Genomic DNA, 23,819 nt, shown 5'->3' on the forward strand with positions numbered 1-23,819 from the left:
TGTTATAATGAATATCATTTTTGACAATTGAAGATATTTTGTAACTTCACGGCATTAAAAATCAAAAAATTAGATACAATGAATTTTCCAGCAGAATTGAAATACACCAAAGATCACGAATGGATTCGTGTTGAAGGTGATGAAGCAGTTGTAGGGATTACTGATTTCGCTCAACGTGAATTGGGTGACATCGTTTTTGTTGACATTAATACTGTAGGTGAGGAAGTTGCCGCAAATGAAGTTTTCGGTACGATCGAAGCTGTAAAAACAGTTTCTGATTTGTTTTTACCTGTAGCAGCTACAATTTTATCGGTTAATGATGCAATTGATGCTTCTCCTGAACTGGTGAATTCTGATCCTTACGGTGAAGGCTGGATTGTCCGTGTCAAATTGAATAATGCAGCAGATGTGGATGCATTACTATCTGCAGATCAATACAAAGAAGAAATCAACGCATAATATCAGCGTGATAAAAAAAGACGGGGGTAATTATAAAAATTACCCCCGTCTTTTTTGTTAAAAGCATTTATTTTTATTGATTCGTATTTTTTTACGAAATGACCAATTCACTCGCCGCGGTCGGCATATCGGCCGTAACGAACCTTCAGTCGCTGCCATCTACTGGCATTTTATGACCGTTTTAATCTTTGCTTCGGGCATATCGATATCACTTGTCATCTCCGTTATTTTAGTCAGACAAGTCTTTTTATCCAATACATAGAATCCCTGCATGTTACCTACTTGCTTTGCATCAGATCCAAACATCTTCCCCTCCACATTTACTTTATAGCCTTGCTCATTTACTTCTGCAAGTGTCATTTTGTTTTCGATTAATAGACCCGACTCTTCCGATTCGGCTTTTGAAGTCCATGATTCCCCGATGCCAATGGGGTTCTCTGGTAATACTGTGCTGATATTTTCAAACATGCTCCGATCAAATGGAAGGTTGACCCCCTCGGGCAGTGTAATATTTGAGGATTTTCCCAATTGATCTATAGAGAAGCTGATCTTACTATCTACCAATTTTCCTACTGTAGCATGCATCTGCTTCGAAAATTCATTTGCTTCTGGATTTTTGGAGTCGTAAGTCATTTCCATGGCTTCGCCACTCATTTTCATATTGATACCGGTATATTTAAGTTCAAATAAAAAAGAGTTATCTTTCTTTGTGGTATTTGTAATATCAAATCCCATCGTTAAATCTGTCACAATCTTTTGTCCGCTAGTTTCGATATCCATGGCCATGATAACGTTTTGCGCTACTTTCTTGCCCTCCTCGGGGTTCACCCGAAGGGTATATTTCTTTTGAGCCGATACAGATAGGGCGATCAATGCAAATAAAGCAGTTGAGGCCATTGTTTTCAGTTTTTTCATCTATTGGATTTTTTGTTGTTAATAACAGGACAGGTAAATATAAAAAAAAATCCCTTTTACGTCAGTAAAAGGGATTGTTATTTGATTCAAAAAGAATTCAGTTATTTTTTGATGTAAGATACTTCTTTTACAGCTTTCACTACTTTTTCTACGCTAGGTAACGCAGCTTCGATCAAAGTTGGTGCATAAGGAAGAGGTACATCAGCACAATTCACACGGATTACCGGAGCGTCCAAATAATCAAATGCATTGCGCTGTACATTAAATGCTAGGTCAGTTGAGATAGATGCCAATGGCCAAGCTTCTTCTACGATAACCAGACGGTTTGTTTTCTTTACAGATTCAATAAGCGTAGGGTAATCAATAGGACGTACAGAACGCAAATCGATCAATTCTACACTGATACCTTCTTTTTTAAGTTCTTCAACTGCAGGGATTACAACACGAGGAAGCATTTTACCGAAAGAAACAACAGTAACATCAGTACCTTCCTGAATGATGTTTGCTTTTCCGATTTCTAGGTAGTACTCCTCTTCAGGGACTTCACCTTTATCACCGTACATAACCTCAGATTCCATGAAGATTACCGGATCTGGATCAATGATAGCAGATTTCAATAAACCTTTAGCTTCGTAAGGATTCGAAGGAACAACCACTTTTAATCCTGGAGTATTTGCAAACCAGTTTTCAAAGTTTTGAGAGTGCTGTGCAGCTAGCTGACCTGCATTTCCTGTTGGGCCACGGAAAACCATCGGAATAGAAAACTGCCCACCGCTCATGGAGTGGATTTTTGCAGCAGCATTGATCACCTGGTCAATTGCAACAAGTGAAAAGTTGAATGTCATGAATTCAACAATTGGTTTTAAACCGTTCATTGCTGCACCAACAGCGATACCAGCAAAACCTAGTTCAGCAATAGGTGTATCAATGATACGTTTTGCACCGAATTCATCAAGCATACCTTGGCTTACTTTATAAGCACCGTTATACTCAGCAACTTCTTCACCTAATAAAAATATTTTGTCGTCTTTACGCATTTCTTCGTTCATTGCTTCACGAAGTGCTTCTCTGAATTGTATTTCTCTCATCAGTTGTAAAATAGTATCAATTTTTAGATCACAAATCTACTATTTAAAATTGATATTTTGAAGATTTGACTAGCTTAATTGTATAGTTTTATGTCATTTTTTAATAAGTAAATGACTTTTGTATTAAATTTTGGAAAATAAGTCTGGCAAGAAATCCAGGGTTTGTATAAGTGCCTTATTACTATTCATTATCGCCAGCGGAATGTTCCACGTGGCACGGTTTCTTTTTTCGACATAATTGGAGATTCCACGAAGTTCGATCACCGGAAGATCCATTTTGTCAGCAGCAAAGAAAACTGCTGCACCTTCCATGCTTTCGATACAGCTGTTGGGCTGTAGCTGCTGTACATTTGCAATACTGTCGGCATTCCCATGTACTTTATTTACTGTAATGCCATATCCCTGGGTTAAAAAAGGAAGCGATAGCTGTTTACCATGAAGCAAAGAAGACTCAAATGTTGACTTTCCATAGCCCAACTGTTCGATCGGGATAAACTCTAGGTCATCTTCTGCCCCCAATTCTACCAACGATTCCGCAATGACCTGCACCACCGTACCTATTTTCAAGTTGCGGTCAAAGCAGCCCCCAATGCCTATATTGATAAGGAGATCATATTTGTTTTCGTGTAGTACTCTTCCTAATTCAAATGCTGTCGCAACCATGCCTACGCCAGTGATCAGCGTGTCACAATTGGGGTAATTGGCGGCAACTTCCAGAAAAGGCTGAATTTCGAATTGCGTAGCGGCAACGATTAATATCTTCATGACAGACTTCTTTTAATAGTATGCGAAAATTACGAATTATCGCGGAGGTCTTTAGCACATTAAAATAAAAATCGGCGCGTGATCTTTAGCTCTCAATTATATTACCATATTCTGACGGCATTCCTAAAATAGAAATGTTAAAATTGGGCTCAAAGCCGTATCTTTGTATTATTATGATATTTATAACTCGTCGTGAACGTTTTTGTGCAGCACATAAGCTGTATCGTGAAGATTGGAGCAATGAACAAAACGAACAAGTTTTCGGGCTCTGTTCTAATCCAAATTGGCATGGGCACAATTATGACCTTTTTGTCACAGTCAAGGGGGAGGTAAATCCCGAAACTGGTTTTTTGATCGACTTAAAGATCATGAAGGAAATTATCAATCACAGTATCATTGATAAAGTGGATCATCGTAATTTCAATCTGGATGTTGAGTTTATGAAGGGTGTCATGGCTTCTACCGAAAATATCGCTATAGAGATATTTAAGATCCTGAAACCACAGTTTGAAGCACAGGGTGTGGCCTTGCATAGTGTTCGTTTACACGAAACCGAAAATAACTACGTCGAATATTTTGGCGATTAATCTTTAATACATTTAAATAGTAGAAACTATGGGTCAACACTCATTTGACAGCGAAGAGTTGGATGGATATATTAAGATCGACAAATACAATACTGAAAAAGTAGATCGCATCGCTTCTCATTATACAGATATTTTGGAATGCCTAGGAGAGGATCCCAAGCGTGAAGGCTTGGTAAAGACCCCCGAGCGCGTGGCCAAAGCACTGCAGTTTTTGACACATGGATATGATATCGATGCTGCTGAAGTACTCAGAGGAGCCATGTTTGAGGAAGATTATAGCCAGATGGTAGTTGTTAAGGATATCGAAGTGTATTCTTTATGTGAGCACCATATGTTACCTTTCTTTGGAAAGGCCCATATTGCTTATATTCCGAACGGACATATTGTAGGTTTGAGTAAAATTCCGCGTGTAGTGGATATCTTTGCCCGTCGTTTGCAGGTACAGGAACGTCTTACCAACGAGATTCGGGATTGTATTCAGGAAACGTTAGGTGCCCGTGGTGTTGCAGTTGTTATGGAGTGCAAACATATGTGTATGGCCATGCGCGGTGTGCAAAAACAGAATTCCGTTACAACAACCTCCGCATTTACAGGTGCATTTCAAAACGACGTGACCCGATCTGAATTTTTACGCTTGATCACAGCAGATCTAGCTTAATATTTTTGTTGTTAAATAATAAAAATACGCCCTCGAGAAGAACCTCTTCTCGAGGGCGTATTTTTTGATGAAATCTTGAAAAAAACACAAAATTCGAAAAATGAGGATATTGCGTTTTTGAGCTTTTAAGGCGACTCGTTACAAAATTCCTTTACAAACCAATAATTATATATAGCTGTTTTTCAGTGTTTTATAAAAAAATATTTTTATCATAAATATGTTTTTTGGTACCTTTGTGGTTATGGAAATTGTTGCCAACGATTTGGAGTCCTATTTGGAACATACTACAGACGATGAAAATTCGTTACTGAAAAGGGTAAATCGGGAGACATATTTGAAGGAAACAATGCCCCATATGTTATCTGGTCATTACCAGGGAAGAGTTCTTTCTTTATTGAGTAAATTGGTTGCTCCAAAACGTATTTTGGAGATCGGAACTTTTACGGGATATGCAACATTATGTCTCGCAGAAGGGCTTCAGCAAGATGGAGTTTTACACACCATTGATATCAATGAAGAGCAACAAGAACGGGTCCAAGGATATTTTGATGCGTCTGAATTCGCAGATAAGATCCGATATCATATTGGCGATGCAGCTGAGATCATACCTACATTGAATGAAACATTTGATCTGGTATTTATTGATGCTGATAAAAAGAGAAATTTATATTATTTCGAAACAATAATAAATCAAGTTCCGTCTGGGGGACTCATTTTGATTGACAACGTCTTATGGAAAGGTAAGGTGTTAGATTCAAAACCAGACAACCAAACAAAGCAGATCATTGATTTGAATGCACGTTTAGCTCAGGACAAGCGCGTAGAGAAGGTAATATTACCGATTCGAGACGGACTTTTTGCGTTGCGCAAGAAGTAATTTGTGAACTAAAACATTCTTCATGAATTTAAAACAATTAAAAAGCTTTGTACTGGTACTGGCTTTAGCAACTTTTGGAATTTCAAAAGTTTCAGCTCAAAGTGCGGCATATGTCGATAAGTACAGTCCAATAGCAAAAGAAATGATGGAGGAACACGGTGTTCCAGCATCGGTTATCTTAGCCATCGCTATGCATGAAAGCGGAAATGGTGGTAGCAGGATAGCAAAAAATTTGAATAACCATTTTGGTGTCAAAGGAAAGAATAACAGCACTGTTATTCGATCAGCTTACAAAGGTTATCGGTCTGTATTGGACTCGTATGATGACTTTGTAGGAATAGTAAAGAGAAAGAAGACTACCCAAAGCCTTTTTGAAAAACATCCAGGGGAAAAATATGAAGCTTGGGTAAAGGCAATAGCTCGTTCAGGTTACTCCACGAGTAGAGACTGGACAGCGAAAGTACTTAAAACGATCAAACTCTATCACCTTGATATGTTTGATAACGATTCCAAGCAAAATAAGTTCTCGTCTACTAAAAAATAAGCACGACAGTATTGCATGAAGAAGTTTTTTTATGGCATGATTGTATTCATGATGTTGATTACATCATGTTCAAGCCGGAGAGGCACCATATCGTCCTCTAAATCCGGATCCAATTCAAAAACTTCTTCATCTTCAACAGGCCGACCCACCATGGCTGGGAATGACTACATTGCGCATTATAAAGACATTGCCATTGCAGAAATGAACAAATATGGTATTCCGGCCAGTATTAAACTCGCTCAGGCCTTGCTAGAATCCGGCAATGGTAATAGCTTCCTGGCTCGTGAAGCAAATAATCATTTCGGTATCAAGTGTGGTGGCGTATGGAAAGGCAAATCCGTGACCCGTCCTGATGATAATATTAACGATTGCTTCCGTGTATACGACAATCCTCAACAGTCGTTTAGGGATCATTCGGAGTTTTTATTACGTCCCCGCTATTCGGCCTTGTTCAAATTGGACAAGGATGATTACAAAGGTTGGGCAAAAGGGCTTAAGGCTGCAGGATATGCGACCAATCCCCGCTATCCGGATTTATTGATCGAAATGATCGAACGCTATCATCTTGACCAATACGACCGGAAAGAGACGCCGACACAAAAGGTCATGCGTGAAGAGGTCGTGAAAGAAGAGATTGTCCATAATGTTGAGGAAACACCTCCCGCTGTTGTGAAAACGGAAGAGATCAAAAGCCCTGTAGCAATGCGTATTCATGAAGTGAAAGCGCAGGAAACCCTCTATTCACTGAGCAAACTCTATAATGTCTCTGTGGAGCAAATCAAATCTTTAAATGGTCTTACAGATGAAGCATTGTCCCTAGGACAGCTATTGGTTATATCTAAATAGTTACGCTTTAAAAGATGTTAAATATTTCAGTTTTGTATGGCGATATAGTAGTTTTACGAAAGTGAAACTAATGCGTTATATTTTTCTGTTCGTAGCCATATTGGGCAGTTCTCCCCTACTTTTTTGTCAGGAAAAGAAAGTTGAAGGAATTGTATTTGACAAAAAAACCAAACAACGTATCGGAAATGTGAAACTTGCCAATTTAAGGACAGGCGAGGTATTCTATAATAATATAAAAGGTGAATTTGATTTTCTGGCCCGGATAGGTGATCAGATCGTTGCCATGAGCAAGGAATATTTTTCAGATACCCTTGCTGTTGACAATAAAGGGTTATTGTTGTTTCGTTTGAGAAGGGAGTCTATCTATATTGATGAGGTTCAGGTGTCCGCACGAAAGAACCCCGAGGAAATTCTGAAAAAGGCGAAAGAAGATTATGAGAAAGCCTACCGCTTGGCGGGATATGGCGATGTATTTTCAGTGGGACCTAGCGGGGCAGGATTGAGTATCAACTCCATTTATAGTTTATTTAGTAAAGAAGCCAAGAGAGCGCGTAGACTGACGAAGACCATAGAAAACGATTATAAGGAAAATGTGATCGACTACAAATTTACGAAAGAACTTATCAGTAAGGTTACGGGGCTCAATGTTGAGGAGTCAGAACGGTTTAGAAGAATATTTAGACCATCCTATTTTTTTATCCTGGCGGCAAGCGATTACGAAGTCACAAATTACATCAAAGATTGCTATTCACGTTACCGAATGAATCCTTCGCAATATTTTATTGAGCCTTTTCCAACAATTAATTATAAATTAGTACCGTAAACAAAAAATAGAGTTTTCAGAATGAAGTTATTCAATTTTGTCGGCATGGCTTTGCTTTGCCTTTCTTTTACAAGTATAAAGGCGCAGGATCTGAAGGATCTTAGAGCAAAACCAGATACCGTAATTTCTGTACAAGAAGAGCTACCTTTAAATATAAAAACCATTCGTCCGGTTGTACCCCAACTCAATCTTGAAGTCGATTACTGGAAACATTGGACTAAATTTGGTATCAACTTAAACCAGGCATCCTTTAACGATAATTGGAAAGGTGGTGGTGTTGGATCTATCGCTGTTGGCCTCAACGCCAATCACAAATCAGATTATACCCGCGACAACTTTAATTTTGTGACTGAAGTTGATCTCCGTTACGGTAAGATCAAGAATAATAATAATATCGCAAAAAAGAACAATGACCGTATTTTTTGGGATAACAAGTTATCTTATAAATTGTCGGCAAACTGGGCCTTGTTTACATCGGTAACCTTCGAGTCACAATTTGATGCGGGTTATAAATATAAAGCTGTAAATGGTAAGGACACGATTGATTATATTGAAAATGCGTTTATGGCGCCGGCCTATCTAACAGAATCATTCGGTCTTGAGTATAAGCCGAGCAATGAGTTTTCGTTGCGTTTTGGTACGGGTACCGCACGGCAGACCTTTATTTTGGATGAGCGCGTAAAACCTCGTTCTGGAGAAGGATTTTATCAAAAGTACGGCTATTATAGAGATCCTGCCAATCCTACGGTAGGTACTGGGGAGAGATTTGGGGTGAAAGAAGACCGTTCTTTTGCCAATGCGCTGGCATTCCAGCTTACGGGCAACTTAGATAAGAATTTTACAGATAAATTGAATGTAAAAGCACGTTACAATTTATTTGCGGACTATGAGAAGATTTCGGATCCTACCCATCGCCTTGATGTAACCGTAACAGCAAAAGTGACCCGGGTAATCAACGTCAATCTGAATGGAATTATGATCTATGATCCAGATGTGATCTCAAGAGTTCAATTGAGCCAGTCATTGGCTATGGGAATTGTCTATAGTTTACCAAAATAATGTTTAGACCAGTGTCAGTTGGAATTGTATTTGCTGTGTTGATGTCCTTGGCGAGCTGTAAATCCAAGGGACAAGCTGCTGCTATGACCACACCACTGGTTGCTTCTTTCCTCCCTGGCGCTACATTGGAGGAGAAGGTTGTGGCCAAGCCCGACACAAATCAATTGACACCGCAGGAAAGAAAAGTGATCTTCTTACAGAAGACAGGTGAACACCCCTACTGGCGGCAGGCTGAAGCTATACACTATGATGTCCGCAAACCAAATTTTGTGATTATCCACCATACGGCACAGGATAGTGTAGGCCAGACGATCAAGACATTCCAGATCCCACGCACCAAAGTGAGTTCACATTATGTGATCGGCCGCAACGGTGAGATTATCCAGATGTTGAATGACTATGTACGATCCTGGCATGCCGGTGTAGCTAAATGGGGAACTATTGTGGACATGAACTCTTGTTCTATCGGAATTGAATTGGACAATAATGGCAGGGAACCCTTTCCCGATGCGCAGATCAATTCACTGATCACTGTTTTGGATACATTAAAATCACGTTATCTGATTCCTGACAATAATTTTATCGGTCATGCGGATATCGCTCCGGCACGTAAAAATGATCCCAGTGTTTTCTTTCCCTGGAAGAAGCTGGCGGAAAAAGGATTTGGCATCTGGTATGATGAAGGTAAGCTCGTTGCCCCTCCCGATAGTTTTAATGCCATTGACGCGCTTAAGATCATTGGGTATGATACATCTAATCTAAAAGCCGCGATCGTTGCCTTTAAACGTAAATTTATCGTACGCGATACAACGCCCGAGTTGACGGTTTATGATAAAAGTGTACTTTATAATATTTACAAGAAATACTAATAAGCTGTCAAAAGGCGAATCCTGATCACTGATACCAAATAAGACGTTGGTATCTCGGTCTATAAAACGAAAAGTTCGGGGTTGCTATGAATCCGGACTTTTTTATGTTCGCGGACATTAAGAAGCCTCTCCAAATTAAATTCCGATTCGTAATCAGCGCCTTTGTATGGGGGCTATTATCCTATTTCTTCGGATTGTTGCTATTGTGTCTTGCTTATGTCAGGTATAGTAGCATCTCTTTTGAGCGAAAGCTGTATCAAATAAGCGATTATCATTACCGCCACACAGCCAATGAGATTCAGCCATAGAAAAGGAATCTTGTCCAGGTACCAAATACCAATGACCATGATTTCAGAGAGAATCGCGGCGATGAAAACAGCCTTTCCCTGAATTTTTTTTAGATAGAAGGCAACGATAAATATGCCTAGGATCGTACCGTAGAATAAAGAACCTAAGATGTTTACTGCTTCCAAAAGATTGCCCAGTCTGTTCGCATATAGGGCGATGACAACTGTAAAGATACCCCAGGCTAAGGTAAATATACGCGACCAAAGGAGATCCTGTCTTTCAGTAGCATTGCGGTTTATAAAACGTTTGTAAATATCTATCGTTGTTGTTGAAGCCAGCGAATTAATTGCACTGGCGGTAGAACCCATGGAGGCCAGAAAAATAACGGCGATCAGCAGGCCGATCAGCCCCTTGGGAAAGGCTTTGGTGACAAAGGACAGGAATACATAGTTATTATCGTTTGTCTCGGCTGCCGGATTGTTTTTCTTGATAAGTGTCAGTGTGCTGTCTTTCACTTGCTGCATTTGTGCATTCAGTTGATGCAATGCCGAACGGGAAGTCTCAATGTTCTCCTCATCATTCTTATCTAGCGCTGTATTGAGATCATTGACCATAGATTCACGCTGCTGAAATAACTGAGTATGTGTTTGTTCCAGTTCTTGATAGGAAGCGGCATATTGACTTTCTTTCAACTTCTGTACTTCGACCTGGTTGAAGAAGATAGGCGGTTGGTGGTATTGGTAGTAAGTAAATACGAGGACACCGATCAATAGGATAGCAAATTGCATGGGGATCTTTAAAAGGGCATTCATAATTAATCCCATTCTGCTTTCCTTTATGGACGATCCGGTTAGATAACGGCCTACCTGGCTTTGATCTGTTCCGAAATAAGATAACTGCAGAAAAAAACCACCGATCAATCCTGTCCACAGCGTATAGTTGTTGTTGAGGTCAAAAGTGAAGTCAAGGGCATTGGTTTTACCTGATTTGCCGGCAATGTGCAACGCTTTAGAAAGGCCTACATCTGCCGGGAGCAAATGGATGACGAGCACACCAGCAATAAGAAGTGACCCAAATATAATGCTCATTTGGAGCAATTGCGTGTGAGATACAGCTTTAGTGCCCCCATAGGTGGTGTAGATAACCACAAAACTTCCGATAATCAGCGTTGTTAGTGTCAGGTCTATGTGGAGAATAGCCGAAATGATCAACGATGGGGCAAAAATAGTGATACCCGTTGAAATACCACGCTGGATCAAAAATAGCAATGCGGTGAGCCCGCGGGTCCTGACATCGAATCGTTTCTCCAGAAATTCGTAGGCAGTGAAGACTTTAAGTCTGTGAAATATTGGGATAAAGGTAATACAGAGTACAATCATGGCCAAAGGGAGACCAAAATAAAACTGTACAAAACTCATCCCAGAGGAGTATGCTAATCCGGGAGCAGACAAAAAAGTAATGGCACTCGCCTGAGTGGCCATTACCGAAAGCCCGACATGGTACCAAGGCAAAGAACGATTGCCCAAAAGATAACCATCAATATTTTTTATCCCTCGACTTTTATAGATGCCATAGACGACAATCGACAAAAGTGTTAGCAATAGAACGATCCAATCTACCGTACTCATGAATAATGTTTCGTAAAAAAGTACAGAAAAAGGATAAATATAAATAGCCAGATAACGACTATCCAATAGTAACGTTTCCAGCTATTCATGTTGTTTTTTATCTATCTGAGGCTTTTTGAGGATAGATAACACTGTTAAAAAATGCAGCGATAATCAATCCGATAACAGCACCGCCAATGATACTTAAAAATGTCTCATTTGCAGTGAAGCCAATTAATGCACCAAATACTACAGCAACTAAAAGGATAATTCCTTTAGCCTTTCCTGCATCTATTGTTGTACAGTTGTTGTCAATCTGATTTTCCATTATGATATTCTATTTTGATTTTGATAACAAATTTACAAATAATCTGTAAGCTCCGGGAATTCCCGCAGGTAATTGTCTAAAAAAAGATAACGATGTATAGACAAATTTTCCTTTTCCATGTTCTGCAATCAATAATGATCCTTTATGCAAAGGCTCGTCCGGATCCTGCATGCTGATCGGTGTACGGTATCTTTTGTCAATATTTTCAGCAAAGTACAATCCCCGCTCCTGTACCCAATTGTCAAAGTCCGCTTTTGTAATTTTATTGGGATAATTGAAAACAGGATCTTTTTCGTCAAAATGAACAGCAGCAAGTTCATCGGTAACCCGGCTCCTTCCAAGGCTAAACGCATAGGGGCCAAAATTTTTCGAAACCAAGCCATTGCTGACATTGTATTGTTCAAGAACAGTTCCACCCTTACTGACATAGTCCATCAGTCTATCTTGAATCTGAATGATATCTTTGTTGACATTAAAGATCCTTACGCCCAGGATAACTGCATCATAGCCCGAAAGGTCACTTTTTAATAGCTGCTCGCCCGTTAGGACATCTACATATATACCAATAGCATTGAGCGACTCCGGAATGAGGTCCCCAGCGCCATGGATATAAGCTACTTTCTTAATTTCGTTGTTCAGATGGATATTGCTCATCCTGACAGCGGCATCAGGAAAGTAAACGATCTCCGGAATATGGTTATAACCTATTGATTTTATCTCTTTTAGCCTATCCTTTTGATCGACTTGGAAAAGTAGGGTATCAATAGACGAAACAGTGGCATCTAAGGGGCTTATGGTGATCTCTTTGGAGAGATTGCTGACATCTGAGGCAAACTGGAGTTCAAATGAAGCCGGAGATATCTTCCAGCCTTTTGCACCGATAGCCTTTACATTGAATGATTGTACCCGATCCTGTCCGTTTTTTTTGAACATGAGGTTTACTTTAACGGATTGGGCATTTTGAGTGAGCGCCAGCGGGCTGGAGCTCTTTGCAGTAAGCTGTGGAAGGACAACTATCGGATTGTAGATTTCGCCGCGAACGGGATCCGTATATTTATATTGTATATGCTGGTCAAACGCAATTGTGGTCCCATTGATCAATAATTCAAAGCGTACTTTTGGATTATTGGGGTTTTCGGGATAACCGGTTAGATTGAAATCACTGACATTAAATTTTCCTTTGGCGTGAGGTTCATTGAGCCAATAAGGCTGTGTTGAATTTGTTGCGCTAACGGTAGCAGCATCTTTTAAAAGAAGGTTGTTGACAAGGTTTTTATGCACCTCTTTGCCATTTAGCTTAGCCAACTGTACGGTAACATCCGGACGTCGTGCAATAATGGCGTTGTCGACATTGATCTGATCACCTACAGCATATTCAGGATTTTTTGCGATACTTTCAAACCAAATTCCGGCACAGGCTAAGGTTAATTTCTCTACCTCCTTTTTCTTCTCATTTTTCCAGTATGTATCATTGATCAGATCAAGGGATTTATAGAGCTGGATCAGGTCAGGTAAAGAGGATTCTGGTCTATCTATCCGATAGTTCTGGTTAATTTTTGTAATCAGTGCCTGTACTGTTTCGCTATTTGCGATCCTTTTCCAGGAAGTATCTATTCCTTCCAACGGGGAAGCTTTGGCGGGAGTCCCGTCGACATATTCAAAATACTCGATGGAAGAACCGCGTTGAGCGGCCGATCCGAAGCCCTGGCTTTTGTGTGAGGAACGGCTATGTGCGGCAATTTCACCATAGGAAGCCCCTATAAGCGCATTATAGTTGCCGATATCCACCTTCAGCTGATCTTCACTTGTATTGTCCTGTCCGCCGAAATTAAATGTATTCCAAAGGAGGCGTTTTGCCTGCCAGGTTTTTACGTATTGGAGCTGTTCGGGAAACTGTTTGGGATCCGCTGCGGCCTTAAAAGCTTCGTGTGCCAACATCGCTGAGGCCTGGTGGTGGCCATGTCCGCCCCTGGCATCGGGGGGAAACCTTGTTATGATGACATCAGGCCTGAATTTGCGGATCAACCATACTGCTTCGGCGAGCACCCGTTGTTTGTCCCAGAAGGCAAACGTTTCTTCGGGTGTTTTGGAAAACCCAAAGTCATAGGCTGAGGAGAAAAATTGTTCCCCTTTATCAATCTTTCGTGCGGCAAGAAGTTCCTGCGTACGGATGAGTCCCAGTTCGATGCCCTGCTCGGTACCGATGAGATTTTGCCCCCCGTCACCACGTGTCAGGGATAAGTAGCCTGTTCGATATTTTTTCTCCTGGGCCAACCAGGCGATCAGACGGGTGTTTTCGTCATCTGGATGCGCTGCAAAGTACAAAACAGAGCCTAAAACATTCAGTTTTTCTAGATTAAGCTTGATCTCGGCGGCATTCCACTGTGGATTTTGTGCTTGTACAGTTGATTTTGACAAGATACTCGCCAATAGAATAAGGACAGAAAGAAAGGGTTTTCGCATGTTTAAAGATAAAGATTTCATCCAAAACCGCATCGTTGTGCATTGTAATTTTAATGTATATTATTCGCTATAAAGTAGATGAAACCGCACGAAAATAAACAAGTTAGCTCATATTCATCTTAAATAAAAAACGGAAATTCCAACCAAGTTGAAATTTCCGTTTAACAATTAAAATATTTTTTCCTGAAACGAATTTTTAGAGAATAGTTATTTTGTCGCTTCGCTCCAAGTGGCAACCTTTAACATAGTAAATATATGTAGAAAATATTTAGTTCTGTCAGATTCCTTCAATTAGTTTTCCACATTGCTAAATTTTGTCAACAATTTAGCTTTTGAGCAACTAAAAATATGAAAAAGAAAGTTTCACTTTAGGGTGTTTGATCAAGCAAAATTATTTGTCAATTGCTCCTAAAACACGTTTCATAAACATATTTAAAGCATCTTTTTTCGAATTGCCTTCTTTTATCAATTTATCAACCTCTACAGCTCCGTATAGGTTAGAAATTAATTCACCGATTACGTCGAGTTCCTCATCTTTCAATGGAGCTTCGGTAAGCGCTTCCAATGTCTCGATGGTCTCCAGTACATAGTCGACATCGTTCTGTTCGATGAATTCTGTAAGATGTTTAATTACCGGCAGCTTCATTGAATAATTCTACTAATGCGTCCAACTTATTTGTTTGTACTTGATTCACCAATTTACCGTTTTTAAATGCAGCAAATGTAGGTAGGTTATTGACGTTAGCCAATTTGCGTGATTCCGGAAATTTCTCCGCATCAGCGATGATAAAAGGAACATCCTCATTTTCGCCGGACAATTTCTTGAATTTTGGTTTCATGATTTTGCAGTTACCACACCAGGTAGCGGCATACTGAACCATCACAATATCGTTATTGTTTACAATTTCTTGTAAATTATCGTTTTCTAATTCTTGTAACATGATTTTATTATTAAGGTGATTGATGGAGAAATCAACAGGAGCCGGGATAAGGCCCCTGTCGATAAGACCTAGGGTCTTTTATTGTTAGTGCTTAGCTAAATAGTCAGCTACACCTTTTCTGTCTGCATTCATTGCATCTTTACCTTCTTCCCAGTTTGCAGGACATACTTCGCCAAATTTTTGTACGTGAGCATAAGCGTCGATAAGACGTAAATATTCTTTTACGTTACGACCCAAAGGCATATCGTTTACAGACTCGTGGAATACACGGCCAGTTTCGTCGATCAAATAAGTAGCTCTGTAAGTAACAGCAGATCCTTGTGCTAATGTTCCGTACTCAGGATGCTCCACTTCTTGAACGTCCAAGATACCCAATACGCTAGACAAGTTGCGGTTAGTGTCAGCCAAAATAGGATATTCAACACCTTCGATACCGCCATTATCTTTTGCAGTGTTTAACCAAGCAAAGTGAACTTCGTTTGTGTCGCAAGAAGCACCGATTAAGATCGTGTTGCGTTTTTCAAATTCAGCAGCAGCTTCTTGGAAAGCATGTAACTCTGTAGGACATACAAAAGTGAAATCTTTTGGATACCAGAACAAAAGTACTTTTTTACCTTCTTTAACTGCTTTTTCGAAAATGTTGATCTGCAAATTGTCGCCTAAATAATCGATTGCATCTACTGTAATGCTTGGAAAACTTTTACCTGTGAAACTCATAATATATCTTTCTTTTTTGTTGGCACAAAGATAAGGCAACTCCGATCAAAAAGCGAATTGATTTTACCAATACACTATCATCAAAATCTATTATGACTGGAATATAACAATAAGTTTTTATTATATTAATATGTCGTTGATGATGCGTTTATATGGGATCGGGGGCATTTCGATAAAAATAAAACAATTCATACTGGGGTAGTTACAGATTAATGCGTCAAAATAGTTGCACATCTGCTGCGCAAAACCTACTTTTGCGACGTTCTATTTCAAAATAGCGCAATGCTGGAGGGGTTCCAGAGCGGTCAAATGGGACGGACTGTAAATCCGTTGCTTCGGCTTCGAAGGTTCGAATCCTTCTCCCTCCACATTTTTCCCTTTATAAAAGTCACTTTAAATTTCCTGCCAAATAGATGAACACATTGCACAGATGGCAATCTGTTTAAGGTAGCTCTTTGGGCTGTTGCGTCTATATTTATAAGTGGCCTGTCGCAGGGGTGTCTGGGGCTACTCCAGATTAATCCTTAGCTACTTCCGTTATTGGATGTATATAGTCATGTGGCGGTAGTTGAGGCATTGTTGAATATTATCGAATATTTTTTTCTTGTAATAGAGCCAAAAAAAATATAGTGCGGATTTTCATGTAGCTATTGACTTATTTATAAAATAAACCTAAGTTTGGCTTTTGAAATGGCCCCGTAGTTCAACGGATAGAATAGATGTTTCCTAAACATTTGATAGCAGTTCGATTCTGCTCGGGGCTACATAGAAAGAAGTGACGTCAGCAATGTCGCTTTTCGATTGCAGGAGAAATACCATAAAAGGTACTTCTCCTGTTTATTTTAGGATACCATCATCTTTGCTATTCTCTCTATAGCTATTCTTCCAATAACGCTGCTAATTGGACTGGTTTTTCTTAAATAAGGATGATCTTCAGGCCAGAGTAAACATGGTAAACCGAGACCGCCGAAAATATCGCAGGGAACAGTGGTAAGACATCAATAAAATAGCGGAGATCAAAAACAACTAAGTATACTAAGAAGATATTATTAAAGCGAATACTGTTACGAATTTGGCTGCGGTTCCTTAAATAGCGATAACCTTCCAACCATGCCGAACATAAGCAGGCCGAAGCAGGCGAAAACACCATATGAATATCGGAGACTAAGAACCTCTGCGATATAACCGATCAGCGGCGGCCCCATTAGAAAACCGAGATAACTAATACTGGAAACCATAGCCAATGCCACGCCTGATGGTACATTTTTGTTTTGGCCAGCGATACTATAGATAGACGGTACATTACAGGCAACACCGATCCCCACAAGCATAAAAGCAAGGGTGCATACAATAAACTGGGGGAAAACGACCGAGGTCATCATGCCCACAAACATCAGGAGCCCGCTATATTGTAAGGTTCTTTTTCTTCCCAGTTTACGAATTACACCATCACCCACAAAACGGCCTATAGCCATCATGATCATAAAAGACGCATAGCCCATGACTACGAATTTTTCGGGAGCATGTACAATTTCCTTAAAGTATACCCCGCTCCAGTCAAACATGGCTCCCTCGGTTGCCATACTAAAAAAGCCAATGATACCCAGTTGTAAAAGGCTTCCCTCCGGTTTGGAAAAGAAACTCCGCTTTTCTTTCTGTGGCGATTTTCCCGGCACCAGATACCGCTGATTAATCAAGGTATTGCCCGTGACGAAAGCCAGTATGATCAAGAAATGGGGCAGTGTATCCAGGCCAAGGTTCATGGTCAGCAGTCCAACTAACGCTCCGGTAAAACCAGCGATACTCCAGGCTCCGTGAAAAGAAGTCATAATAGACTTTTTATAGATCTGCTCTGTAGCGACCCCTTGTGTATTGACCGAGATGTTGCACATATTACCTGTGACGCCAAAAAGAAATAGAATAGCACCCAGTTGCCAGGCATTTTGAGCAAAGGCGATAGCGCACAGAACCAATGCGTAAGCAATCGGTACGATACGTAGGACTTTGGCGCTGCCATATTTGGTAACCAACTTGCCCGAAAGAGCCATTGTCGCCAGTTGTCCTACAGGAAGCATCAATAGAATTGTTCCCAGTTGTCCTTCGCTCAAATGGAGGCGCTCCTTGATGACAGGAATTCGACTGGCCCAGGATGCGAAAGCAATGCCCTGACAAAAAAAGAAAAGTGATACCGCAATCCGTATGCGATTGCGCTTGTTGTAAAGTTCTTCCTCTGAGAGAGTTAACGTTGCGTCCATAGTATTCGATTTGAGCGTGCAAAGTTACGGATAAGTATTTCATTTTACGATAGGATCAATAAAGAAATTTGGCAACCGGTCCTAACAGAAAAAATGATCGTTATTGATCGAGCGAGCAATAAGCAATTAAAGCCAAGTGATAATTATCGTCAAAATGCACTCTAATTATCATCTTCTATTTAGTTGTTCAGGTATAGTGGTTGCGATAATTATCTTCGTCTCTTTATTGGATAAATTAGTTTGATTTTAAATAGTTTATTATCAATGACCTATATATTGCCTGTTTCTGGTTAGCCCTTGCTGATTGCTGCTATGTTCAGCGGCCAGATGTTAAATATATATATCCCGTATTTTACATTAAATATACGAAGATGTTCAATCAATACCTCTAACATCCAGCTAAATTCAATAAAATTGTAAAATTCGCAATACTTCAACGGTTTTTCAATAAGCTATTCTATTTTTGTTAAAGGCAAACAATTATTAGCCGCCTAGATATAATGATAAAAAAACTGCTTTTAAGTGCAGTTCTCGCCTATGGTGGAACTGCTTATGTTGTTGCGCAGCAACCGACATTCCTCTCTCATCCTGCATTGACGCCCGATGGGAAGGAGATGGTATTCAGTTATGAAGGTGATCTTTGGAAAGTGGCAAGCCAAGGTGGGGTTGCTGTCCGGCTTACCGGGATGGAAGGTAATGAGATCAATCCCCGAATCTCCCCAGATGGCAAATGGTTAGCATTCTCGGCCAATCAAAATGGGAATATGGACGTCTATGTCATGCCCTTGGCGGGCGGGGACATCCGTCAGTTGACCGCACATGATGCCGCGGATGAAGTGGATAGTTGGAGCTGGGACAGTAAAACACTCTATTTTACTTCGACACGTTATAATCGTATGGGTGGTTATCAGGTCTCAGTAGATGGCGGTACGGCAACACGCCTATTTCCACATTTTTTTAATTACATCAGCGGTATTGTTCCTACCCCATCAGGAGAGCTCCTATTCAATGATAGCTGGGAAGGATATAGTTCGGCAAACCGCAAGCGCTATAAAGGAGCATTCAACCCGGATATCCGTTCCTATAATCCCAAAACAAAAAACTTTCAACAGTATACAGACTACGTCGGAAAAGACCTATGGCCTACGATAGACCAAAAAGGAACGATATATTACGTTTCGGATGAAAACAACGGCGAATACAACCTGTATCAGCTCAACGGAAAGGCCAAAACAGCGTTGACAAGCTTTCCGGAATCTATTAAACGGCCCTTTGTGTCAGCAAACGGCGAGAAGATCGTATTTGAAAAGGGTTATCAGCTCTATATTTACGATGTCAATGGAAAGAAAACCTTGCAGCCTAATATTGCCTTGAACCGCAATCAGGTACTTGGCAAGTTGAAAGAGTTCAATATCACGGGGAATATCAGCAATTTTGATGTTTCCCCAGACGGCAAAAAAATTGCTTTTGTATCCAGAGGCGAGCTTTTTGTCTCCGATAGCGAGGGCAAGTTTGTCCGTCAAATGTCGGGGCAGGGTGAGCGCGTCATGGAGGTCAAATGGCTTAAGGATAGCAAAACCCTACTCTATAGCCAGACATTCCAGGGCTATCAAAATTGGTTTTCCCGCACAGCGGATGGCAAAGGTGAAGTGAAACAGCTGACCCAGGATCTTCGAAACAACCGTGATATTAGCTTTAATACTGATCGTACTAAAGCGGTGTACCTAAGTGGCCGTGATGAGGTGCGTACCTTGGATCTCGGTAGTCTCAAGAGCCAGACCATAGTCAAAGACGAAATCTGGGGATTCCAAAATTCTTCGCCCTCATTTTCGCCGGACGGCAATTATTTGTTATTTACCGCAATGCGTAATTTTGAGCAGGACATCTTTGTCCATAACCTCAAGAGTGGACAAACGACCAACCTGACCAATACCGGTGTCTCCGAGACCAGCCCCTATTGGTCGCCAGACGGCAAGTATATTTATTTTGCAAGTAATAGAACAAGGCCCTCATACCCTACCGGAATGCAAAATTCGAGCATCTTCCGTATGGCGCTGACCAATTTTGACCAACCTTATCGCAGTACGAAGTTTGATGAATTATTTGCTCAGCCGACAGTAAAAAAAGATTCGGTCGCAAATAAGCCAACAGCGCCTAAAAAAGAAAATGATGCCAAGGATAAGAGCAAGGCCAATGCGGATAAGAATAAACCGGCAGCTTCTAGTCCGGAGCCCAAGAAAACCGTCTTGGTACAGCTTGATCTTGAGGGGTTACGGGATCGTATTGAGCAGGTCAGCCCTACATTTGGGACACAATATAACCCTTTGGTGATCCAAAAGGCAGACAAGACCTATGTTTTCTATGGGTCTGACCATGAGGGCAAGTTCAGCGCCTACCGTACGGTTTATGAACCATTCACTGCTCCCAAAACAGAGAAGGTTATCGAAGGCGGTATGGGCCTGGTGCAGGAATCTGCAGGTAAGTACTTTGTGCTGCATCGAGGTATCATACAGAAGTATAATCTGGAGGCGAATAAGCTCGATGCGATAACCATGAGCTATAAATTCAATAGAGATCTTGAGAAAGAGTTTAACCAGATGTTTTATGAGACCTGGGCCAATTTGGAAGAGAACTTTTATGACCACAATTTCCATGGTTTAGACTGGACAGCAACCAAAAAGAAATATGAGAAATATCTACCTGGTATCAATGACCGCAATGACTTGCGTATTCTCCTGAACGATATGTTAGGGGAGCTGAATTCCTCTCACCTTGGCTTTAGTTCCATGGGCGCAGAAGAACGTAAACCATTTGGCTTCGTGACTAATGAAATCGGTGTGGACTACGATAGTCAGAATCCTTATAAAATCAGTCGCATTGTGACCAATGGGCCGGCTGCAAAGAAAGAAGTGGACATCAAATCCGGTGACGTACTGGTCGCTGTCAATGGTGTTAAATTAAATACTGCGGCAGACCGGGATAGTTATTTTACCTGGCCATCATTGGAAGAGGAAGTGCAGCTGACTTTAAACCGTAATGGTAAAGAAATCCATACCCATGTGCGACCAATTTCCGGTTCAGCTTTTAGGGAATTGATTTATGATGAATGGATCAAGGATAACCGCGGCCGTGTTGATAGGCTAAGTGACAATAAAATTGCCTATTCGCATATGAAGAATATGTCGGGCGGAGAGTTGCAACGCTTTCTCATCGACATGGCTGAGCAGGAAAATAACAAACAGGGAATTATCCTGGACTTACGTTACAATACCGGTGGAAATGTACACGATGAGGTGTTACGCTTTTTGTCGCAGCGTCCCTATCTACAATGGCAATATCGTGGCGGAAAACGTGCACCCCAAAGTAATTTTGCACCCGCAGCCAAACCGATGGTGCTGTTGATCAATGAGCAATCGTTGAGTGATGCCGAAATGACCGCAGCGGGATTCAAAGCGCTAAAACTGGGCAAGATCATCGGTAATGAAACTTACCGCTGGATCATCTTTACCTCTGGCAAAGGATTGGTAGATGGTTCTTTTTACCGCTTACCTTCCTGGGGATGTTATACCCTCGATGGTCAGGATTTAGAGCAGACTGGTGTGGCGCCGGATATCTTTGTCAAAAATACGGTGCAGGACCGTATGGAAAACAAAGATCCGCAACTGGAGCGTGCAGTGAAGGAAATTTTAGCTGATCTCAAATAGTGCGGTAACATGAATAAATGGCTATAAGCTGGCGGATTCCCTACAGCTATGGCTTTACCATATCGAAAGTCTATTTCGAAAAATAGCTTCCGAATTTGATTTGAAAGCGATATTGAAGTTGATGAACAGGCTGTGTCCGAGCATTTTTTGGACACAGCCTGTTTTTTATTTTTACTTGTATTCCTCTATTCCCTCTTTACAGGTTTTAAAATTATTTTATTCCGCACTTGTGGAATCTTGAATTTTTCTGCATCCCTCACCAAACATAAAGACATAGACATGGAAAAGATCATATTACAAGTAAAAGAATCCTGCACAGCAGATTGGGGTAAAATGACAGCACAGGAACAGGGCCGCTTTTGTGGCAAGTGTGAAAAGGTGGTCGTTGACTTCTCGGAGATGAGCGATCAGGAAATTATCGATCAGATCAAAAAATCCAGTAGAGGGCTTTGTGGCCGGTTTTATGAAGACCAGCTGCTACGTGAACTGGATGCCAGTGTTTCCTTTGCAAAAAATCCGCTATGGCTCAATCGATGGAGTGGTATTGCTGCAGGATTGATGTTGATCGGTTCATTGAGTTTTCCTATGGTACAAGCTCAGGGACGGGCTGTGACAACTGAACAAGGAACGACCGTACAATCAAAAGAAAAAGGTGTAAAACCCGCTGGGAAACAAATAAATCCAGACCATCCTGTCAATAATACGACTACAGGAGAAGTGATTGTGGTACAATCGAAAGGAGATGGAACAGGTAAATCTGATGGGAAAAAAACAAATTCAAACCTTCGAGGTAATAACAGTCAAGTATCATCAAATCAGGATAGCAGTAAAGTAAAGATTACCGGAAAAATTGTCTGCGCTTCTGGTGGGGACAATATGATGGGGACGAATGTGACCATAGGAAACTACCATACACAGGCTGATGAAAAGGGTAATTTTGAACTTTGGGTGCCACAATCCCTCCTGAACAAGAATCAGGAACTTCGGGCAGAAATGATCGGCTATCGAACAGTTGTCATCCCATTAAAAAAGGGGGGTAAAACAATAATAAACAAACCGATAGAGATGGAAGTTCGGCCGATGATCATGGGGATGGTCGTTGCTCCTAGGAAGCAGGAGGATATTCCTAAAATGAATAAATAGTAGTTTATGATGTATAGCAGGTACAGAATTTTTTGAGCGTCATTCTGCGAGGATGATTTGAAAGCGGATGTCTAATTTTTTTTGGAGCCCTGCAAGTTTGGAATAGCGCTCATAATCCCCATTTTGGTCCCAACATGGGATGTGCTTGCATCAGCCTTTTCAGACCCCATGTATGAACGCACATTTAAAGCAATCGAAGCGATGGAGCAGAAAATGAAAGACAAAGAATAAAAACTTACTTCTAAACTTGACTTTCTCTTCGGTGAATCTTACATTTGGTTTATCGAATGACTTCGTAGCTCAGTTGGTAGAGCAACAGACTCTTAATCTGTGGGTCCTGAGTTCGAGCCTCAGCGGGGTCACTATCTAAAAAAGCCGTTTTACGTAGTAGGATGGCTTTTTTGTGTCCTTATAGTGCCTTTAAAGCGGTTTTTTGCATTTATGCCATGCCGAGAAGTTATAAAATCTATTAATTACTTCTTTGTTCAAAGATACTAAAAAATGGTCGTTTTAGGGCCTTTTTATCTCGCAAAGTGTCTCACTTTGTCTCACTTTTGTCTCGCAAAATAGTGAAAAATCAATTTGAAAATTGTGATGGGATACCATTTTCTGTTTTTTATACCCCTTAATTATTTTCATGTCTCACCGCCTATTTATCTTGATAGAGCTTTTTAAAGTCATCTAATAATCGTAAACAGTTTTAGAATAGTTGACACCTCAAAATTCTTTTACAAGCTCTATAAGCTATGAATTCGATCCAACGCTGAGACACGAAAATTTTCTGGGGGTATATAAAGTAATTTTCGGTGTCTCACCCAGTTCTTAAAAATTTGTTTAATCGCTCGCCGTCCTGCGAGTTGAACGAAGGTCGTTGAAGAAAAGT

At 40.7% G+C, this 23,819-nt stretch carries 21 protein-coding genes and 3 tRNA genes; 14 read left to right on the plus strand and 10 right to left on the minus strand.

Annotated elements, in window-relative coordinates; translation table 11 throughout:
• Nucleotides 1-78: 78 nt before the first annotated feature.
• Nucleotides 79-459, plus strand: coding sequence for a glycine cleavage system protein GcvH (gene gcvH, locus ACK8HY_RS15040; RefSeq protein WP_077436905.1), 381 nt, complete (start codon nt 79-81; stop codon nt 457-459).
• Nucleotides 460-618: 159 nt separating this feature from the next.
• Here the strand turns inward: gcvH and ACK8HY_RS15045 are convergent, their stop codons facing one another.
• From ACK8HY_RS15045 to mqnB, 3 genes are all read right to left on the minus strand, one after another.
• Nucleotides 619-1,374 carry a DUF6263 family protein gene (locus tag ACK8HY_RS15045; protein WP_077436906.1) on the minus strand — a complete coding sequence of 252 codons (756 nt, stop codon included), beginning with the start codon at nt 1,372-1,374 and terminating at the stop codon, nt 619-621.
• Between the two features lie 101 nt (nt 1,375-1,475).
• On the minus strand, nt 1,476-2,462 hold the full coding sequence (locus tag ACK8HY_RS15050) for a pyruvate dehydrogenase complex E1 component subunit beta (protein ID WP_077436907.1): 987 nt from the start codon (nt 2,460-2,462) through the stop codon (nt 1,476-1,478).
• Nucleotides 2,463-2,585: 123 nt separating this feature from the next.
• The gene (mqnB, locus tag ACK8HY_RS15055) at nt 2,586-3,227 is read right to left on the minus strand and encodes a futalosine hydrolase (RefSeq protein ID WP_077436908.1); all 642 of its coding nucleotides are present in this window, start codon (nt 3,225-3,227) and stop codon (nt 2,586-2,588) included.
• 173 nt (nt 3,228-3,400) lie between these two features.
• Here mqnB and ACK8HY_RS15060 point away from each other — a divergent pair, with 173 nt between their 5' ends.
• From ACK8HY_RS15060 to ACK8HY_RS15095, 8 genes are all read left to right on the plus strand, one after another.
• On the plus strand, nt 3,401-3,814 hold the full coding sequence (locus ACK8HY_RS15060; protein ID WP_077436909.1) for a 6-pyruvoyl trahydropterin synthase family protein: 414 nt from the start codon (nt 3,401-3,403) through the stop codon (nt 3,812-3,814).
• Between the two features lie 28 nt (nt 3,815-3,842).
• Entirely contained in the window at nt 3,843-4,472 is a 630-nt protein-coding gene (folE, locus tag ACK8HY_RS15065) for a GTP cyclohydrolase I FolE (protein ID WP_077436910.1), read from the plus strand.
• Between the two features lie 241 nt (nt 4,473-4,713).
• Nucleotides 4,714-5,349, plus strand: coding sequence for an O-methyltransferase (locus ACK8HY_RS15070; protein WP_077437018.1), 636 nt, complete (start codon nt 4,714-4,716; stop codon nt 5,347-5,349).
• A 22-nt stretch (nt 5,350-5,371) separates the two neighbouring features.
• Nucleotides 5,372-5,893 carry a glucosaminidase domain-containing protein gene (locus ACK8HY_RS15075; protein ID WP_077436911.1) on the plus strand — a complete coding sequence of 174 codons (522 nt, stop codon included), beginning with the start codon at nt 5,372-5,374 and terminating at the stop codon, nt 5,891-5,893.
• A 15-nt stretch (nt 5,894-5,908) separates the two neighbouring features.
• Complete coding sequence (locus tag ACK8HY_RS15080) at nt 5,909-6,739, plus strand: glucosaminidase domain-containing protein (RefSeq protein WP_416134121.1); 831 nt, start codon at nt 5,909-5,911, stop codon at nt 6,737-6,739.
• 70 nt (nt 6,740-6,809) lie between these two features.
• Nucleotides 6,810-7,562, plus strand: coding sequence for a hypothetical protein (locus tag ACK8HY_RS15085; protein WP_416134122.1), 753 nt, complete (start codon nt 6,810-6,812; stop codon nt 7,560-7,562).
• Between the two features lie 21 nt (nt 7,563-7,583).
• Nucleotides 7,584-8,621 carry a DUF3078 domain-containing protein gene (locus tag ACK8HY_RS15090; protein ID WP_416134123.1) on the plus strand — a complete coding sequence of 346 codons (1,038 nt, stop codon included), beginning with the start codon at nt 7,584-7,586 and terminating at the stop codon, nt 8,619-8,621.
• Between the two features lie 11 nt (nt 8,622-8,632).
• Nucleotides 8,633-9,490 (plus strand): N-acetylmuramoyl-L-alanine amidase, encoded by an 858-nt coding sequence (locus tag ACK8HY_RS15095; protein ID WP_416134124.1) that lies wholly within the window; start codon nt 8,633-8,635, stop codon nt 9,488-9,490.
• 200 nt (nt 9,491-9,690) lie between these two features.
• Here ACK8HY_RS15095 and ACK8HY_RS15100 read toward each other — a convergent pair whose 3' ends face one another.
• The 6 genes from ACK8HY_RS15100 to ACK8HY_RS15125 form a co-directional block, all read right to left on the minus strand.
• Nucleotides 9,691-11,406: a sodium:solute symporter gene (locus ACK8HY_RS15100; protein ID WP_416134125.1), complete on the minus strand. Its 1,716-nt coding sequence runs from the start codon at nt 11,404-11,406 to the stop codon at nt 9,691-9,693.
• Nucleotides 11,407-11,503: 97 nt separating this feature from the next.
• Nucleotides 11,504-11,713, minus strand: coding sequence for a hypothetical protein (locus tag ACK8HY_RS15105; protein WP_077436917.1), 210 nt, complete (start codon nt 11,711-11,713; stop codon nt 11,504-11,506).
• Between the two features lie 9 nt (nt 11,714-11,722).
• The gene (locus ACK8HY_RS15110) at nt 11,723-14,176 is read right to left on the minus strand and encodes a PIG-L family deacetylase (protein WP_416134126.1); all 2,454 of its coding nucleotides are present in this window, start codon (nt 14,174-14,176) and stop codon (nt 11,723-11,725) included.
• A 391-nt stretch (nt 14,177-14,567) separates the two neighbouring features.
• Entirely contained in the window at nt 14,568-14,822 is a 255-nt protein-coding gene (locus tag ACK8HY_RS15115; protein WP_077436919.1) for a DUF6952 family protein, read from the minus strand.
• Nucleotides 14,803-15,117: a thioredoxin family protein gene (locus tag ACK8HY_RS15120; protein ID WP_077436920.1), complete on the minus strand. Its 315-nt coding sequence runs from the start codon at nt 15,115-15,117 to the stop codon at nt 14,803-14,805. Before ACK8HY_RS15120 ends, ACK8HY_RS15115 begins: the two co-directional genes overlap by 20 nt.
• Nucleotides 15,118-15,201: 84 nt before the next feature.
• Nucleotides 15,202-15,834: a peroxiredoxin gene (locus ACK8HY_RS15125; protein WP_077436921.1), complete on the minus strand. Its 633-nt coding sequence runs from the start codon at nt 15,832-15,834 to the stop codon at nt 15,202-15,204.
• Nucleotides 15,835-16,121: 287 nt separating this feature from the next.
• On the opposite strand from ACK8HY_RS15125, the gene ACK8HY_RS15130 reads away from it, so the two are divergent.
• Nucleotides 16,122-16,202: transfer RNA gene (locus ACK8HY_RS15130), tRNA-Tyr, on the plus strand.
• Nucleotides 16,203-16,526: 324 nt separating this feature from the next.
• A tRNA-Arg gene (locus ACK8HY_RS15135) sits at nt 16,527-16,598 on the plus strand.
• A 300-nt stretch (nt 16,599-16,898) separates the two neighbouring features.
• On the opposite strand, the gene ACK8HY_RS15140 is transcribed toward ACK8HY_RS15135, so the two are convergent.
• A complete protein-coding gene (locus ACK8HY_RS15140) occupies nt 16,899-18,089 on the minus strand; it encodes an MFS transporter (protein WP_416134127.1) in 1,191 nt (396 codons plus the stop codon).
• A 500-nt stretch (nt 18,090-18,589) separates the two neighbouring features.
• On the opposite strand from ACK8HY_RS15140, the gene ACK8HY_RS15145 reads away from it, so the two are divergent.
• The 3 genes from ACK8HY_RS15145 (at nt 18,590) to ACK8HY_RS15155 (ending at nt 23,298) form a co-directional block, all read left to right on the plus strand.
• A complete protein-coding gene (locus ACK8HY_RS15145) occupies nt 18,590-21,793 on the plus strand; it encodes a S41 family peptidase (RefSeq protein WP_416134128.1) in 3,204 nt (1,067 codons plus the stop codon).
• Nucleotides 21,794-22,072: 279 nt separating this feature from the next.
• Nucleotides 22,073-22,936, plus strand: coding sequence for a hypothetical protein (locus ACK8HY_RS15150; protein ID WP_416134129.1), 864 nt, complete (start codon nt 22,073-22,075; stop codon nt 22,934-22,936).
• 289 nt (nt 22,937-23,225) lie between these two features.
• Nucleotides 23,226-23,298 (plus strand) — tRNA-Lys (locus ACK8HY_RS15155).
• Nucleotides 23,299-23,819: the final 521 nt, after the last annotated feature.

This window comes from Sphingobacterium sp. NGMCC 1.201703 (assembly GCF_047784615.1).
Classification (GTDB): domain Bacteria; phylum Bacteroidota; class Bacteroidia; order Sphingobacteriales; family Sphingobacteriaceae; genus Sphingobacterium.